Origin of the sequence: Aestuariirhabdus haliotis (genome assembly GCF_023509475.1) — a bacterium.
In the GTDB taxonomy this organism is placed as follows: domain Bacteria; phylum Pseudomonadota; class Gammaproteobacteria; order Pseudomonadales; family Aestuariirhabdaceae; genus Aestuariirhabdus; species Aestuariirhabdus haliotis.
Genome location: NZ_JAKSDZ010000028.1, coordinates 23,998 through 39,428, shown reverse-complemented (window position 1 = coordinate 39,428; position 15,431 = coordinate 23,998). Strand labels below are relative to the sequence as shown.

The 15,431-nt window shown below is 49.9% G+C and carries 11 protein-coding genes; 8 read left to right on the top strand and 3 right to left on the bottom strand.

Annotated elements, in window-relative coordinates:
• Window positions 1-301 precede the first annotated feature (301 nt).
• Both MIB40_RS19760 and MIB40_RS14265 read right to left on the bottom strand, forming a co-directional pair.
• The gene (locus MIB40_RS19760; RefSeq protein WP_249695522.1) at window positions 302-1,996 is read right to left on the bottom strand and encodes a methyl-accepting chemotaxis protein; all 1,695 of its coding nucleotides are present in this window, start codon (window positions 1,994-1,996) and stop codon (window positions 302-304) included.
• Between the two features lie 293 nt (window positions 1,997-2,289).
• Window positions 2,290-4,149, bottom strand: coding sequence for a M14 family metallopeptidase (locus MIB40_RS14265; protein ID WP_249695520.1), 1,860 nt, complete (start codon window positions 4,147-4,149; stop codon window positions 2,290-2,292).
• A gap of 459 nt (window positions 4,150-4,608) precedes the next feature.
• On the opposite strand from MIB40_RS14265, the gene MIB40_RS14260 reads away from it, so the two are divergent.
• From MIB40_RS14260 to MIB40_RS14225, 8 genes are all read left to right on the top strand, one after another.
• The gene (locus tag MIB40_RS14260; RefSeq protein WP_249695518.1) at window positions 4,609-6,066 is read left to right on the top strand and encodes a DEAD/DEAH box helicase; all 1,458 of its coding nucleotides are present in this window, start codon (window positions 4,609-4,611) and stop codon (window positions 6,064-6,066) included.
• A gap of 127 nt (window positions 6,067-6,193) precedes the next feature.
• Entirely contained in the window at window positions 6,194-6,529 is a 336-nt protein-coding gene (locus MIB40_RS14255; RefSeq protein ID WP_249695517.1) for a 50S ribosome-binding protein YggL, read from the top strand.
• Window positions 6,530-6,659: 130 nt separating this feature from the next.
• The gene (locus MIB40_RS14250) at window positions 6,660-6,896 is read left to right on the top strand and encodes a DUF5062 family protein (RefSeq protein ID WP_249695514.1); all 237 of its coding nucleotides are present in this window, start codon (window positions 6,660-6,662) and stop codon (window positions 6,894-6,896) included.
• A gap of 134 nt (window positions 6,897-7,030) precedes the next feature.
• The gene (locus tag MIB40_RS14245) at window positions 7,031-7,360 is read left to right on the top strand and encodes a hypothetical protein (RefSeq protein WP_249695513.1); all 330 of its coding nucleotides are present in this window, start codon (window positions 7,031-7,033) and stop codon (window positions 7,358-7,360) included.
• 323 nt (window positions 7,361-7,683) lie between these two features.
• On the top strand, window positions 7,684-8,010 hold the full coding sequence (locus MIB40_RS14240; protein ID WP_249695510.1) for a hypothetical protein: 327 nt from the start codon (window positions 7,684-7,686) through the stop codon (window positions 8,008-8,010).
• Between the two features lie 526 nt (window positions 8,011-8,536).
• Window positions 8,537-9,145 (top strand): MarC family protein, encoded by a 609-nt coding sequence (locus tag MIB40_RS14235; RefSeq protein ID WP_249695507.1) that lies wholly within the window; start codon window positions 8,537-8,539, stop codon window positions 9,143-9,145.
• A 329-nt stretch (window positions 9,146-9,474) separates the two neighbouring features.
• Window positions 9,475-9,903, top strand: coding sequence for a phosphate-starvation-inducible PsiE family protein (locus tag MIB40_RS14230; protein WP_249695506.1), 429 nt, complete (start codon window positions 9,475-9,477; stop codon window positions 9,901-9,903).
• Window positions 9,904-10,135: 232 nt separating this feature from the next.
• Window positions 10,136-13,084 (top strand): DUF2339 domain-containing protein, encoded by a 2,949-nt coding sequence (locus MIB40_RS14225; protein ID WP_249695503.1) that lies wholly within the window; start codon window positions 10,136-10,138, stop codon window positions 13,082-13,084.
• Window positions 13,085-13,303: 219 nt separating this feature from the next.
• Here the strand turns inward: MIB40_RS14225 and MIB40_RS14220 are convergent, their stop codons facing one another.
• The gene (locus MIB40_RS14220; RefSeq protein ID WP_249695501.1) at window positions 13,304-15,223 is read right to left on the bottom strand and encodes a methyl-accepting chemotaxis protein; all 1,920 of its coding nucleotides are present in this window, start codon (window positions 15,221-15,223) and stop codon (window positions 13,304-13,306) included.
• Window positions 15,224-15,431 lie beyond the last annotated feature (208 nt).

The following is a 15,431-nucleotide window of genomic DNA, read 5'->3' as shown; positions in this document are numbered from 1 at the left end:
TCTCTGCGGATCCTAAAAATGGTTTTTATCAAGGCGAAGCTCGCCGTTCATGTCGAGACCTGGACAAGGGCTTCAACACCGAGAAAAACCATTTTAAGGACCGCCCTACGGGGCTTTCGGGCGAATCCAGCCTCTTTGTTACGCCTTTTTGAAAGGTCTCGACCTTACTGCAAAGGCGCGTCGCGATTCTGAATTCGCCTGAAAGCCAGAGTTCATCTGAATTAATCAGAGGTGCCCTAGAATTTGCACACCCGAGTATCGCTTTAAAACAATACTCGGGCGTTTTGTTGTAGGCCGGATATTATCCGGAAGTTTTAAAAAACGACACAGAAGCAACCAGGCGTTTGGAGATATCTTCCATGTTTTGGCTTTCATTGGAGACCTTGCTGGAAGCGTTAACGTTGTCTGTCGCCAGGCTATTAACCGATTCAATATTTCGGTTTACTTCCTGAATTACGCTGGTTTGCTGTTCGGCCGAGCTGGCTGTTAGTTGGGTCACTTCATCGACGTTTTCCATGGATGCGCCAATTTCAAACAGATTGTTCTTGGAGGTTTGCGCGGCATCCATCATGGTTTGGGCAAATTCCTGGCTCTCTTTCATGGCGTTTACCGCACCATTGGTTTCGCTTTTGAAGGAGCCAATCATCTCTTCAATTTCGCTGGTTGAGTCCTGAGTACGTTTGGCCAATGTACGAACTTCATCGGCGACGACGGCAAATCCGCGACCCTGCTCGCCGGCACGGGCAGCCTCAATGGCGGCATTCAGCGCCAACAGATTGGTCTGGTCGGCAATGCTTTTGATCACATCCAGTACGGTTCCGATGTTGTTGCCTTGTTCTTCCAGGGTGGTAATCCGCTGGGCACTTTGTCTCAGGCTTTGGTTCAGCTTTTCCATTGAATTGACGGCGTTATTCATATCAGCCTGACTGCTTTGTGAGAATTGAATAACCTTTCTGCCCGCGTCCTGGGTGCTTTCCGCATTGTGGGATATTTCACTGGAAGAGGACTCCATCTGCTTCAGGGCAATCGCCAGCAGGTTGATCTCGGCACGCTCTTTTTCAATGGTGGCCAATGAGTTGTTGGCGAGTTTATTCATCGTTTGCGCTGAATCGGAGACGGATGAACTTTCTTCAACAATAGTGCTGATGATTGTCGACAGCTGGGTTCTTAAATCCTCTAGATCATCCAGCATCACTTTGAGATCTTTACCCGTGTTTTTATCGATAGGGTAGGTATTAAGGTCGCCCTTTCCCATTCTGGAGATGGAATATCTGACCTTTCGAATATCCTGAGAAATCGATTTGACGTTAAAAAACAGCAGCGCACCAGCAGCTATAAAAGCGACTATGATAAACAGGATACCCTCCCTGATAATGCTGGAGCTTTCACTGTCTAGCCCGGCAATGGAGGAGTCGGTAAAGTTATCGACTTCGACTAAAATGCTATGCAGTTTCTCTTCCAGGGCCGGCTCCTCGGCGATCACTTTATCGCTAGAAGCGGTAGCGCTTTGAAAATCAAACTCTTTCAGGCTGTTCAGAACATCGGAGACATGGGATGTCCACAGGCTGTATTGGCCCAAGGCTTCCTTAACATGCCGGTTGAGGGTTTTAAGTTGCTCCTGGTCGCTGATGTTTGCTGTATCGTTATTTGCTTCGGTGGTCAGTTTGTCGAGAGCTTTTAGTTGCTTTATGGAATCTTTGGTAATGGTTTCCAGCGTGGCAACTGCCTTGTCAAACTCGAGCTGAATGTCGGGGTCTATCTCCATTTCAAACGCGTAGTTATTGGCTTTTTCAAACAGAATGGCTTGTTGAAGCTGGTTGTTTGAAATGGAAGCCACCACCTTGGTGATAGGTAAGTTGATGTTTTCTATACGGTGAATGTTACCTCGCATGTTCGTCAGGTGAACCGACGTCAAGGTGGTCATGACGATCATGGTTGATAACAAAATCAACGAGATAAGAATAAATTTTTGAGCAATGGTCAGTCGGTTAATCACAGCTAAACCTACTAGATAACAAGGGGTTAGAGTTATTCGCAGTAAATGCAATCCTTGTCTATTTACAGGCGGCTATTGGATTCGATCAACGGAAGTCTATGTGAGCCAAGTCTCAGACTTTAGTACAAAGTTGCGGATTGGAGCATGATACATATCAAGATGTCGAGCAATTATTGCACACCCCATTTAATTTGATTCGACTAACCGTTGTAAGCCATAAATAACTGATTTATTGGTTATAAATGGCTTATCTTTTATTTCTTTGCAGTGTTAATTTTGAGTCCTGTTATCGTTTAAAAGTGCTCAATGCCGATGGGTAGCAGAAAGGCCTCCTCTTCATAAAATGGCATGCGCTCAAAAAACCAGTTGATCACCGCGCCGCTGTCTTTAATGAAATCAGGATCTTGCGCTTGCTGCTCTTCATAGGCTTTTTTCAGATCAGGGTCCGATGCCAGCATACGTTCGGCGTAGGGCGTCACAATGTAGTTTGCGCCGTAAGCGTGGGTGGTCATTTGAGAGTTGAAAAAGCCCCAGTAGAAAAAGCTGGATTCGCCGGTAGGTTCCAGCAGCGCGATGGCAAGGTTACCCAGAGGTTGATCGGTATTCACCCGAACATCGCCTTTGCGATAGGTGACCCGGTGGTTTTCCGGTACCGGCGTGGCGTTCGCGGTTGCCCGACCTTCTCGATTTGGGTTGGTAATTTCAAAGTGGGTCATGCGATAGCGGACTACCTCTCGAGTCACCTCTTCGGTCAGGGTTTCGGTGTGTATGCCGTGAGCTTTCAGGCGCCTGATCACCTCATGCCAACTGGAGGGAATGTAATAGGCCCTGGGTCGCTTAATGGGATTGAGTGGTGTGGAGCGTACTGATTTTTCGACCTGCAGGTTAGCTACTGTGTCGCTCCAGATAATTTGCTCAATGCCCACGGATGGATTTTTTACCACCTGATATTCGAAGCTTTTAAATTCCGCTTGCGGGGCCGGATCATCGTAATCCCAGGTGACTGGCACGGGGTCTATGCGCGCCTGGCGATCCTGCTTGGCTTTGGCTCTCAGTTCCATGCCTTTTTTACCCAAAGTATCCAGAAGGGATTGGTAAAAACTGTACGCGCCTAAAACCCGTTGCTTGAAGGGTTTCAAGGAATGAATCTCAAGCAGATAGGCGGGCAGGTGCCGGTGATCGGCGTAGTTGTTTGAGTAAGCGGCACCATCGGACAGATAAGGGTAGAAGCCGGCTTCGGGTTTCATCGCATCGTTGGCATCGATACAGGGTCCTGGAATATGGCCCAGTTTTTTTAGTTTCTTTTCCATTGCAGGTTGCAGGTGTTTTCTCATCCAGCGGTATTGATGCGGGCTTAATCCGCTGGCACCGTTGTCGCACCAGGTGACATCGTATTGATAGTTTTGCCCATTGGTTGAGTGGGCATCGACAAAGAAGTCGGGTTGCCAATGATTCATGATATCCACCATGGCACGAACCTCTTGTGTATCCAGCTTGCCGAAGTCCCGATTCAGGTTTAACCAACGATTGTTGGCCCGATTACCACTGGTGTTGGGGCCGTGCTGGTTGATTCTGCCGTGAGGGCTTTGCGACAGATAACCCGACACATTCAGTACCGGAACGAAGAGGAAGTTGGCTTTTTTAAGAAGGTCGCGTTGAGTATCCCGAACGCTCAGGTCCCGTAAAAACATAAGCCCGGCCTGTACTCCCATAGACTCTCCCGGGTGAATACCGGCCTGGACAAGCAGGGTGGGCTTGCCACTGGCCTTGAGGCTGGCGGGCTTTTTATCGGTCTCTCGGGAAGCGACCACGAGCCACAGATGCTCGCCGCTGGGAAACTGATGCAGGGACACCAATTCAATATCGGGGGACGCGCTGGCCAGGCGGTGCAGCCATTCCACCAGTTGCGGATAGGTCGCCAGCTCCTGAAAATCGCTGGCCTCGGCCGGAGTGGCCCACAGGTGTTCCGGATCGACGATAAACCGGGTGCTGGCTCCATCCCAGGGTGGGGAGGGCGGTAACATCGACTGCAGTTCCTGTTGGGAAAAGTTCGGTGCCTGATGATCTGAATGGCTCGCCGCTATACCCGAAGGGCTGAACGTCATCAGGATGATACCTGTGAGAGTAATGATCCATTGATAAAAAGCATTCATAGCGGTCTCCTTGCTGATCTGTTCGGTCCATGAATAAGGCAACTCTGCTTGATTGGTCCGAAAACCAGAATTCGTCCGAAGTCATCGGAGCTGTCCGAAAACCAGTGTTGCCTGAACACCCGAATGGCTTTGAAAGTCATTCGTGGGTGTTACAGATTGCAGATAATTTTAGTCGGTTTTGTGTTCTCTGTTTTGCAATAAAACGACTGAAATTCTGGAAATTTATAGCCCTTCGCTATAAGTATTGACTCGGGCAATCGGTGGGTTGAATACCCCTGCCAGTCCCTGTTTACGGGCTTTTTATTGAGTGGCGGTGCCAGTGGCTTGGAGGCTGCTGAGACAACGGGTTCGAAACCGCCGCAACGGTCGACCCACCGGGGAGTTTCGGGTATGCTTGCGGCCTTTATACCTCCCGGCCCGCTCCCTCAGTTGGAGCCGGCGTTCATCGAGTAACTTCCAATGACAGCCTTCTCCTCTCTGGGACTTTGCGCACCCCTTATTCAGGCTTTGAATGACCAGGGTTATGCGACCCCGTCACCGGTCCAGCAAAAAGCCATTCCTTCTATTCTTAAGGGTAAGGACCTGCTGGCCGCCGCCCAGACCGGTACCGGTAAAACGGCCAGCTTCGCGCTGCCCATTCTGCACCGTTTGGCAGAATCGGCTGCGCACAGCAATGGCGTGCGAGCCCTGATTCTGGCACCCACTCGTGAACTGGCCGCTCAGGTAGCCGAACGGGTGGGCGCCTACGGCGCAGGGCTCAGTGTATCGTCCCTGGTGGTTCATGGTGGGGTGCCGATGGAGCCTCAGGTTGAGCAGTTGCGGCGCGGAGTGGATATTCTGGTGGCAACGCCGGGTCGCCTGTTGGACTTGCTGCATAACAAGGCATTGAGTTTGGCCTGCGTCGAGACCCTGGTGCTCGATGAAGCCGACCGTATGCTGGACCTTGGCTTTATCGATGCCGTGCAGAAAATCATTGACCAGTTGCCCGCCCAGCGGCAAAACCTGCTGTTTTCCGCTACCTTCGCGCCGGCCGTGATTGAGTTATCGAAAGGACTGTTAAACGATCCCGTTCGTGTCGAGGTCAGCCCGGCAAACAGCGCCGCTGAATTGGTTCAACAATCGGTGTACGCGGTGGATTGGGATGATAAACCCGATACCGTGCGCTACCTGATCGAGGAGGGCCGTTGGCCCCGAGCGCTGGTGTTTATTCGCACCAAGAAAAGCGCCGACGATCTGGTCGATTACCTGGTTCAGGAGGGCATCGCCGCTGCCGCCATCCACAGCAACAAAAGCCAGATCCTGCGCACACGCACCCTCGACGCCTTTAAACGCGGTGATGTTCGTGTACTGGTCGCGACCGATATTGCCGCTCGCGGTCTGGATATTGCCGAGCTACCACTGGTGATTAATTACGACTTGCCGCGTATCGCCCAGGACTACGTGCACCGCATTGGCCGCAGTGGTCGAGCCGGCGCCGAGGGTCGAGCCATGTCGCTGCTCAGTGGTAGCGAGCACAAGTGGCTGGAAGGTATTGAGCAACTGTTGAAGCGTCCCATGACCATCGAACCGTTGCCCTTTTACGACAACGGTGAAGAGCAGCCGGTGGATCTGTCGTCGGCCAGCGAATTGGGTATTGCGGGCAAAAAAGCGATCAAGACCGTGGTGCGCAAAACATTCAAGCAAAAACGCAATGTGCCGCGCAAGCCGACGTCGAGTAAGCGTCGTGTGGCTACCAAGAAGCCCAGAACCGGGGCCAAGCCAGGAGTTTCGGCCAGTCGCAATCCGGCCAAAGGAGCCAAGGCAGCACCTGCTAAAGCGAGTAAGGGCAGCAATACCTCCCGAAAATCGCCTGCCAGCAAGGCCAAACCCGCGAGTGCTGGCAAGGCGCCGCGCCCCTCTCCCTGGGGGCGTTCCTGAGTTCGGGCGGTTTAACCGCTATTTAATAACCAGGCTGTAGATTATTCACGCCACTGTGGTTTCCAAGCAGTGGCAGCAATCATGCGGTGCCAAGTGCCGCTCACTGTAATAAAGGTATGGGTCGACTATGCAAAACGACAAAAAGAGAAGTAAGCGTCTGCGCAAGAAATTGTATCTGGGTGAATTTGCCGTGATGGGCTTTGAATTTACCTGCCGCATTAACCTCAAGGAGGAGTCCGAATTTGACGACCTGTTTGATGGCCTGGCGGACCTGATGGCTCAGCGCGATCTGTTGGTGATTGGCGGTGGTAGCGAGGAGAGCTTCGAAGGTTATGTAGTCTCCAGCGAGCGTTACCAGTCGACCACAGAAGAAGATCGTAAAGCCGTTGAGCAATGGCTGTCGGCGCAATCCAGCATCTCCGATGCAACTGTAGCCGAGCTGACGGATGCCCATTACGGGTAATTCCTTCCGGTGATGGGGTGCCGGTAACACCGGCACCCGCTGCAGTGTTTTCCCGCCCTGTTTTAGTGCTACTCTGTAATTCGAGCCGGCTGACCTATTGAGCCGTTTGCTGCTGCCGACGGGAGGGGATATGAAGAAACTGAAGAATGAAACCGAACTGGTCAAGCGAGCCATCATTGTCGGCATCAAATACGCCGAAGCACGTGGCGCCGCTATGTTCGAAGCGACCGACTCGGCCAGTGTCAAAGTCGAGTACATCTACCGTCTGCTGGTTCACGACAAGCTGATCCAACCCCTTCCCGAAGACCAGGTTTCCATACAATCCATGCGCCATAAGCTGGCAATATGGATCTCCAAGCAACAATAACCGCTACACTTACAGGTGGTTTGGCCGTGAGCTGTTTTGTCGGTTGAATGAACAGACCACTTAAAACGCGATGCTTTATCTTTATTCGATATCTCTATCTATTGTTACGCTGTAGTGAAGGTTAAGGGAGTGTCATGGACTCAGTGCCTCAAAATAAAAAACTGACCCTGTTGTTCCGAGTGGAACCCGGCTGTCTTGGCCCCGAAGGTGAAAGCCATATCGACGAGTTTTGTGTGGTGGCCCAGCAAGAGTTCGAGCAGATCAGCCCTGATTTTATCCGCTTTTCGATTGTTCCACGCCGGGATAAATCCTTGCCAGAAAACGAATATCGTATTGCGGATAAAAGCCTGAGCCATGATCAGGCCAGCCGCTATTTGGCGCATTTTCAGGAGAACCTGGAAGAGCTGGAAGACCAGTTAAATGAGTTGCTGTCGCACCTGATTGATCGGTATTTGGGGCATTAGGGGCGGAAGTGTTTGTCGGTTTAGAGGGGAGTATTCTGTTTTAGCTGAGGGTTTAGGTATCAATTCTGCGCAGTGAACCAGTAGGAAGATCCAGTGGGCATGCTTTAACGAACGAGGATGTTCTAATGCAGCGAAGACCATCAATAGTTGAGAGTTGCCTTACTGTATTTCTTTATCCTGTATAAAGAAATACAGTCGTCTGCGGGGCGACAGGTATACCCTCGTTGGTAACTAACCCTGTCAAGAATCACCAGCGGGATAAAGCATCTACTAGGTTACAGATTGTCCTATGTTGTGAGCGATAGTATTAAGGAGAGATAAGAATGAAATGGGTAGCAATGGTATTTGTTTTGGGGTCATCATTTTCCTGGTCTAGTGAAAAACCGCCGGAGTTATGGTCATGGATCAAAGATTTAAATAAATCGAAAGAAGCCTGTGAAATTCAAAGCTCATATGTTCTTCAGTCATTATCTCTTGAAAATCAAGTAGAAAATCAGTACGGCATCTACGGTAATGTGAAATCAAATAGGGTTGTGGTTAAGTGTATAGCCATATCTCACAGTGCGAGTAAACTTATTGTATCTGTTGCAGGGAATAATAGGGATTCCGTTGAAATTATTCGCAACAAGATTATCAAATCAATAAATTAGAGCTTGGTTATAATTGACGACCGCTATTAACGCTGTCGCGCAGTGTTGTGCGTTGTTAAATCTCCGGTTTTATGCGGGAGACCCTGGGGTTTTACTGCATGGAGCTATTCATCAGTCATTAGACTCTAGATGGAAAGCTATTTATTAGAAATGTCATGATCGAGATTTTTTATACGCAATGCTAATTGAGGGATGGAGCCTAATGGCTGAAAAATGTCTTTCTGATTACGAGCAAGAACTCAAGTGGGTTGCGCTTGTGTTAGGGGTTATCAGTACTATATCCATAGTGCAAGACTGGTATCCGTTCTCCATGTTTGTAAGCTTGCCGTTTTGTTTGATCTGGGTGTATTGCGCCTGGCTTCATACGGAACGACAGCTTAAGTATATTAATATTATGTTCTCGCTTCTTTATGTCTACGGGATTGTTCGTTATATAATTATTGGTTAAGGTTTTCTGAAATGTTGTAGGATATTGAATCGATTAAACTATTGTTTATCCCTGTTGTTGTGATAAAGAGAAATCACCATGATCGATTACCTGTCAACCTTTATCGTCTTCTTTGCGGTGATAGACCCTATCGGAACAATCCCTGTTTTTATTGCGCTCACAGCTCATCACGATCAAAGCTCCAAGAAGAAAATTGCATTAATTGCCGCGTTGGCCGCTGCAGGGATCCTGGTATTCTTTGTGGTTGCCGGAGAGCTTATTTTGACTGCCATGAAGATACCGCTGTCCGCCTTTCAGATTGCGGGTGGTATTGTGTTGTTTTTGTTTGCCCTCACAATGCTGTTCGGTGAAAGCAAACCGGAACAGGAGATAAAACTGGTAAAGAACTTAAAAGAAACCGCTATTTTTCCATTAGCCGTTCCTTCGCTTGCCAGCCCTGGTGCGATGTTAGCCGCGGTTTTACTGACCGAGAATTCAAAGTACACCATAGTGGAGCAATTCCAGGTCGTGATCGTTTTGCTTTCGGTATTAGTGGTGGCACTGTTTCTGATGTTGGGAGCTGGCTTGATACAGCGCTTTATTGGCAATAGTGGCGCCAGTGCTATTAGCCGAGTAATGGGGTTGATTCTTGCGTCTGTGGCAACCGCCAATACGCTTGAGGGCTTGAAATCTTATTTTGGCCTATAAGTAGTCCTTCGATTTCAGCTAGCAGGTGAACTTCTGGGTGCAGGCCGGTCTTTTTTCATTGGATTTTAAGGTGGGCGGGGCTGGCAATTCGGATAGCATAAGAAAGTGACAAAGTCTGTGTTTGTTCATGCTGTCCTGTTAGTGACAAACATGGCTATACTAAATTCTAATAGTTTCAATACGTGCTACTTAAATCAGATGCCTTTTTTGTTGAGTGTTAGCGTGAGACCCTGGTTTGCGCTGCATCCCAATATTCGATAGGGTGTTTTCTGCTGAATACAGTACTTTGTGACATACGTCCATAGAGGTTCTATCGGGTGGATCAAGATATGAAAAAAGCAATTTCGGTCGTTCATGTCGTTAAAAAATGGATGTCTTTCATTGTTCTGATTCTAATGATGCTCATTGTCGTAATATCAATTATTGAGCTTGGAATACTGCTTTATCAGGACCTGTTTGATCCTACCGATGATGTGCTGTTTCTTGAAATAGATGAGTTGTTCAAAATATTCAGCTTCTTTTTTATTATTCTGATCGGTTTTGAGTTAATAGAAACCGTTGAGATGTATTTTAAGGATAATGTTATACATGCTGAAGTGGTTTTGCTGGTTGCCGTGATCGCTGTTTCGAGAAAAGTAATTTTGCTTGATCTGGAAAAATATGAGCCTTTGGCAATCGTAGGCTTAGGTGTGATTATTTTGGCTCTGGGCGGTTGTTATTCGCTCATCAAGATTAGCTATAGAAATCGAAAAGCATAACAATTGGATTGTTTTCTATCGGGCGAGCATTTCAACTCTTCATGCACTCGTGCCATTTGTTAACAGCGTTGGTTTTGCCAAAAACGCTAACCCGTCCTATACAGTCGCCGCCATTCACTGGTCTAATAGCTCTTCTCAAGGGCTGATGCTGGCTTGAAGTCACATCTTCGGTATCATCGAGACATCTCGCCCTCGTGTTGTTAAGGGTTATGCCGTTAGATAAAGGATTATTATGCCAGTTTTATTGACCCTTGCTGTTGTCTTGGCAGCTTACCTGATAGAGGGATTTCGTTCGGCCATGGTGCTCGGTCTGGTGGTGGGGCTTGGTTGCTTTTATTACCATTTCACGCAAAAGATGCGAGCGGTCGAATCAGAAGTGGCGCGCCTGCGTGATGCTTTGCGAGAGGCGCAGGAGGCTTTCGAGCCATCGAACCAGTCAATCAATAGCGCCGCTCAGCAAGATGAGAGCCTCAATGATATAGAGCTGGATATCGAGCTCGATCTAGACCTGGATACTGAGTCTCCAGAAACTGCTCGTCTTACAGAAGCCTCGCCTTCTGGTGCTTCCCGCCCTGAGCCCTTGCCAGAACCCGTTGCTGCCCCGGCGATGGCGGATTCACCGGTGAGTGCGGTGCCTGTTCAGAGCAATCCGTCTTCTCAACCTTCAATGACCGGTCAGCCTATTTCAGCAGAGTCTGTCGAGCAAGCTGACACTGAGGTTGACCCCTGGAGTGGACGTCATATCAAGCCGGCACCGGTCAAAGCTCGTGCCCAGACGCCATCCCGTCATCGCCCTGGAACAGGGCAACCCTCCCTGGCAGACCAACTGGTGGGGTTGATCACGAACTATTTTTCCGATGGCAATCTGTTCGTGCGTATCGGTATTCTGGTGTTATTTTTTGGTGTCGCTTTCCTGCTTAAGTACGCGGCCGAAAACTCTAATCTCTCGATGGAAGTTCGGTTCCTGGGAGCTGCTTTGGGCGGTTTGGGGTTATTGGGGCTGGGCTGGCGGTTGCGACAGAGCAAACCGGCTTATGCCTTATTGTTGCAGGGCGCTGGCATTGGTATCAGTTACATCACAATATTTGCCGCCTTTCAGCTGCAACCCCTGTTATCGTCCGGGCAGGCTTTTGTTTTGATGGGGCTGTTATCTCTGATAACCGCTTTGCTGGCTATTAAACAGGACTCCCGGGCCTTGGCGATTGCCGGCATTGTCGGTGGTTTTCTGGCGCCCCTGCTAACCGCCTCCAACAGCGGCAACTATATTGGTTTATTCAGCTATTACCTGGCATTGGACCTGGTGGTGTTGGCCATTGCCTGGCATAAAACCTGGCGAGCGCTGAACCTGATCGGACTGTTCTTCACCTTTGGGGTGTTCGGGCTCTGGTTCCACCGAAATTACCATGATGACCTGTTACTCAATACCGAACTGTTCCTAATACTGTACTTCCTGTTGTACAGCATTATTGGCGTGCTCTACGCGTTCCGGCAACCGCTTAAGCTACGGGGCTATGTGGATGGTACGCTGGTGTTTGGCACCCCCATGTTGGCCTTTGGCTTTCAGGCTGCGCTGGTGCATACCCTGGAATATGGTATTGCCATCAGCGCCGCTGCCTTTGGTGCCTATTACCTGGCGCTTGCGGCTTTGTTCTGGGGGCGGGCGGGTAGCAGTTTTCGTTTGCTGGCGGAATCTATGCTGGCGATCGGGGTGGTATTTCTGACCCTGGCGGTGCCTTATGCGTTAGATGGTTTCTGGACCACGGCAACCTGGACCTTGGAAGCTGCTGCTATTTTGTGGGTGGCGATTAAGCAGCAGCGGCAGTACACGCAATACTTTGCGGCGGCCTTGCAGTTGGGTGCCGGAGTTTTATTCCTCGCAACCAGTGCGCGGGATATTGGTGACAACGCGTTCCTGAATCCGGCGTTTATGGGAGGAGTCTTGATCGCGTTGGCCGGCCTGTTGAGTGCCTGGCTGCTATACAAGCTGAGGCAAACTGTACCTGATTCATGGCTAGCCCAATGTCATTCCCTGTTTTTTGTCTGGGGGCTGTTGTGGTGGCTTGGCAGCGCCAGTGTGCAGATTGAGCAATATCTCGACCAATACCGGGTGGTGGGGTATCTGCTGCTCTTTTGCGCTACGGCCTGGGCGGGGATGTTCCTCAGCATTCAGCGTCGATGGCAGTGGCGACCCGCCGAACTTGGTGCGGCACTACTGATTCCCGCCTTGGCTTTGTTGGCGGTGGCTGGCGTGGCGCTGAATGGCCATGCGTTGTTTGTGCCCGATACGCTGTTCTGGTTGGCGGCATTTGCTCTGAGCTATTTTATTTTGTATCAGCTCGAAGCCGGAAGCCTGAAAGAGGAAACGATGGCGCTGTTGTATCTGGCCTGGTTGTTAACCCTGGTGGCAGTGTTATCGATAGAGCTGGATTGGCGCTTTGCCGAGTTTGCGAGCAACACTGAGGTTGCTATCGGGCAGGGTTGGCAAGGCAGCATGATCGCCATTATTCCACTGGTCGTGATGGTGATGATCTATCGCTTTAATGTGGGGGCCTTGCAACGCTTTGGTGAGTCGTTGCGTATGAATGTAGTCGCGGTTCTGGGTATGCTGGCGGTGCTTTGGTTCCTGGGTATGTGTCTGCTCAACAACGGTGAAAGTTTGCCCATGCGCTATACGCCGCTGATCAATCCGCTGGAATTTTTACAGCTGTTGTATTGGTGGTTTGCACTGCGCTTGTTGAGCGACCTTCGGCGCCGGGATGTGATGCCCGATGGCTTGTTGGCTGCCATGGCAGGGCTGGGCTTTATCTGGATCAACAGCGTCCTGCTGCGCGCCTTGCACCATAGCTTCGACATCCCCTATCAGCTGGATGACTTATTGCAGGATATTCGTGTGCAGATCTCCCTGTCGATCCTCTGGGCCATATTGGGCTCGCTGGTAATGTTGGCGTCATCACGGATGGGGTGGCGTACTCCCTGGAAGATAGGGGGCGCACTGGTCGGCATCGTGCTGGTGAAGATGGTGATGGTGGATCTGGGAGCCAGCGGTACCATCGAGCGCATTGTCTCCTTCCTGGTGGTAGGCAGCTTGCTGGTCGGTATGGGGTACTTCTCTCCCATACCGGAAAAAGAATCGGAGCAGCCAGCGAAGAAAGAGGCAGATGCGGATCCGGTGAGCCCCTGATATCTTTTCTGTACGCTCAGGTTAAGGAGGCTCTGAAATCTGATTCATACAGATAGTCTGTTGCGGAGCTTTCGGGTGAATTCAGTCACTTGATGACGCCTTTGCAGTAAGGTCTCGATTTTACTGCAAAGGCGCGCCCTGAAGTTGAATTCGTTGCAAGCCGCAGATTATTCGAATGAATCAGAGTTGCCCTGACCTCTGGATGGCCGTTCGATCCGGTCAGTTACTGATATTAAACTGGGAAACTAATTCTCTCAGTTTGTCAGCCTGCGAGCGAAGCTTGTCGCAATCCTGTTTTGCAAGCCCGGAATGTTCCGCATTGGCCAGGGCAATATCGGCTATACCGGTAATAAAGGAGGTGACTTCCTCCACAACACTGGACTGTTCTTCTGTGGCCGTTGCTATTTGAGTATTCATTGAATTCATGGCGTCGATAGCCTGAGCAATCTCGGTAAGACGCTCGCCAGACTTCGATGCAACCGTTTGCGTTTCCTGGCTGATTTGTAAACCTTGTTCCATCGAGGAAACGGTTTCCTGAGAGCTTTGTTGCAACTTGTCGATAATGGTACGTATCTCTTCCGTAGATTCCTGGCTGCGTTTGGCCAACGAACGAACTTCGTCGGCCACCACGGCAAATCCGCGCCCCTGTTCACCGGCGCGAGCGGCTTCGATGGCAGCATTTAGGGCCAGTAAATTAGTTTGTTCAGAGACGCCGCTGATGACCTCAAGTACGGTGTCTATGGCGGCGGTGTTGTCAGCAAGCTGTTGAACTGAAGTAGATGATTTTTGAATCTGATCGCTCATCGCATTAACTTTTGTGATGGTTTGATTGACCGATTCGTTACCCTGGCTCACATCCGTATCGGCTTTGCTGGCGCTCTCGGCGGCGGCACCTGCGTTTTTCGCAATCTCCTGTACCGTATGCCCCATTTCCTGTATCGCGGTCGCAACCTGATCGGTTTGGCTCTGTTGTCGATCGACATCGGCATGGATTTTATTCATCTGCCCATCCACCGATTCGACCAAATTAAACAGGACAAGGCTGCTCTCGCGCACCTGAAGAAGTAATTTCTCGAGCGATTCGACGAATTGGTTGTATCCTTTTGACAGGCGGCCTACCTCGTCGTTGTGAGCAACGACAAGACGTTTGGTGAGATCGCCACCGCCAGTAGCTATGTCCTCGAGCATTACGGCTACCTGTTCAAGGGGTGATAACAGGGTATTGATCAGCCATCCGGTGAGCACAATAAAAACCAGAGCGATGACTGCGCCGACGCTTATCAAGAGCACGGAAATTCGACCGATACCACCATATATTTCCTTGGCGGGGAGTTCGATGATCACATACCAATCCAGTAAGGGTAAATATTTTGCGGCCAGGATCACCTCGCCCTGATCGCTGTTAATATGCTGTATCTGGATCGCTTTTGGGTCGAGGAGCTTGTCGATCTGCAGGTTTTTGCTATCCGATATTGATTTGCCCGCCAGCGCCTGGTCCCGGTGCAGTTTGATGTTGCCTCTGGCATCGACCAGATAGGCGTAACCCGAATCGCCGATGCTGTATTGTTGGATCATTTCCGTAATTTCAGATATGGGTAGCCCAATGCCTGCAACTGCCAGCGCCTCATTGCCGGGCTTCACCAGGTAGTTAATAAACAATGTCGCTTCGGAGGTGCTCTCATTTATATCAAGGGAAAGTTCATAGGTTTTGCCGGATTTGACAAAGTTATAAAACCAGCTGTCCCGAGAGTTGGATGGGTCCAGGGTTTTAAAATATCCCTGGTCGGTGTAGTAATTACCACCGGCAATAGAGATATAAAAGGCCGCGATCGCATTGTATTCCTGCTTCAACGCAGCCAGGTAATCTCTGTGTTCAGCAAACTGTTTGCTGTCATCCTCTTGTTTGATGAATTGTTGAAGAGTGGGGTTGCTGGCTATGTTGCGAGACACGGTAATCGGTACCGCGAGATTATTATTGATGCCCTCGGCGACGGAGTTGAGGGTGGCGGGAATTTCAACGGTATCCAGGCGTTCTTTTATGGAATCTCCCGTCAGGGAGTTGGCGACCAGGATAACCATCGATAGTGAAAGCAGCAGGGCGCAAATCGTAGTTAGTAGAATTTTTTTACGAATACTCATAGAACCCACCTTAAAACAGTTATGAGGTGAGTATAGAACAGCTCTGAATAATGCGATGACGTCAAAGCCTTTCAGCCACTATCACTTTTGCAACGCTAAAACTGAATGATGCAGAGGTCTCTTAACGGTAAAAATTTCGGGTGAGCTGAGTCAGCCGTGGTGATAGTGGCTTTATAGTGTTTTTTGTTCGGTACTCATAAGGAAGCAG

Coding starts and splice junctions, on each gene's coding strand:
- MIB40_RS14220 (WP_249695501.1), bottom strand. CDS start 15,223: ATGAGTATTCGTAAAAAAATTCTACTAACTACGATTTGCGCCCTGCTG.
- MIB40_RS14240 (WP_249695510.1), top strand. CDS start 7,684: ATGAAATGGGTAGCAATGGTATTTGTTTTGGGGTCATCATTTTCCTGG.
- MIB40_RS14265 (WP_249695520.1), bottom strand. CDS start 4,149: ATGAATGCTTTTTATCAATGGATCATTACTCTCACAGGTATCATCCTG.
- MIB40_RS14245 (WP_249695513.1), top strand. CDS start 7,031: ATGGACTCAGTGCCTCAAAATAAAAAACTGACCCTGTTGTTCCGAGTG.
- MIB40_RS14235 (WP_249695507.1), top strand. CDS start 8,537: ATGATCGATTACCTGTCAACCTTTATCGTCTTCTTTGCGGTGATAGAC.
- MIB40_RS14230 (WP_249695506.1), top strand. CDS start 9,475: ATGAAAAAAGCAATTTCGGTCGTTCATGTCGTTAAAAAATGGATGTCT.
- MIB40_RS14225 (WP_249695503.1), top strand. CDS start 10,136: ATGCCAGTTTTATTGACCCTTGCTGTTGTCTTGGCAGCTTACCTGATA.
- MIB40_RS14250 (WP_249695514.1), top strand. CDS start 6,660: ATGAAGAAACTGAAGAATGAAACCGAACTGGTCAAGCGAGCCATCATT.
- MIB40_RS14260 (WP_249695518.1), top strand. CDS start 4,609: ATGACAGCCTTCTCCTCTCTGGGACTTTGCGCACCCCTTATTCAGGCT.
- MIB40_RS14255 (WP_249695517.1), top strand. CDS start 6,194: ATGCAAAACGACAAAAAGAGAAGTAAGCGTCTGCGCAAGAAATTGTAT.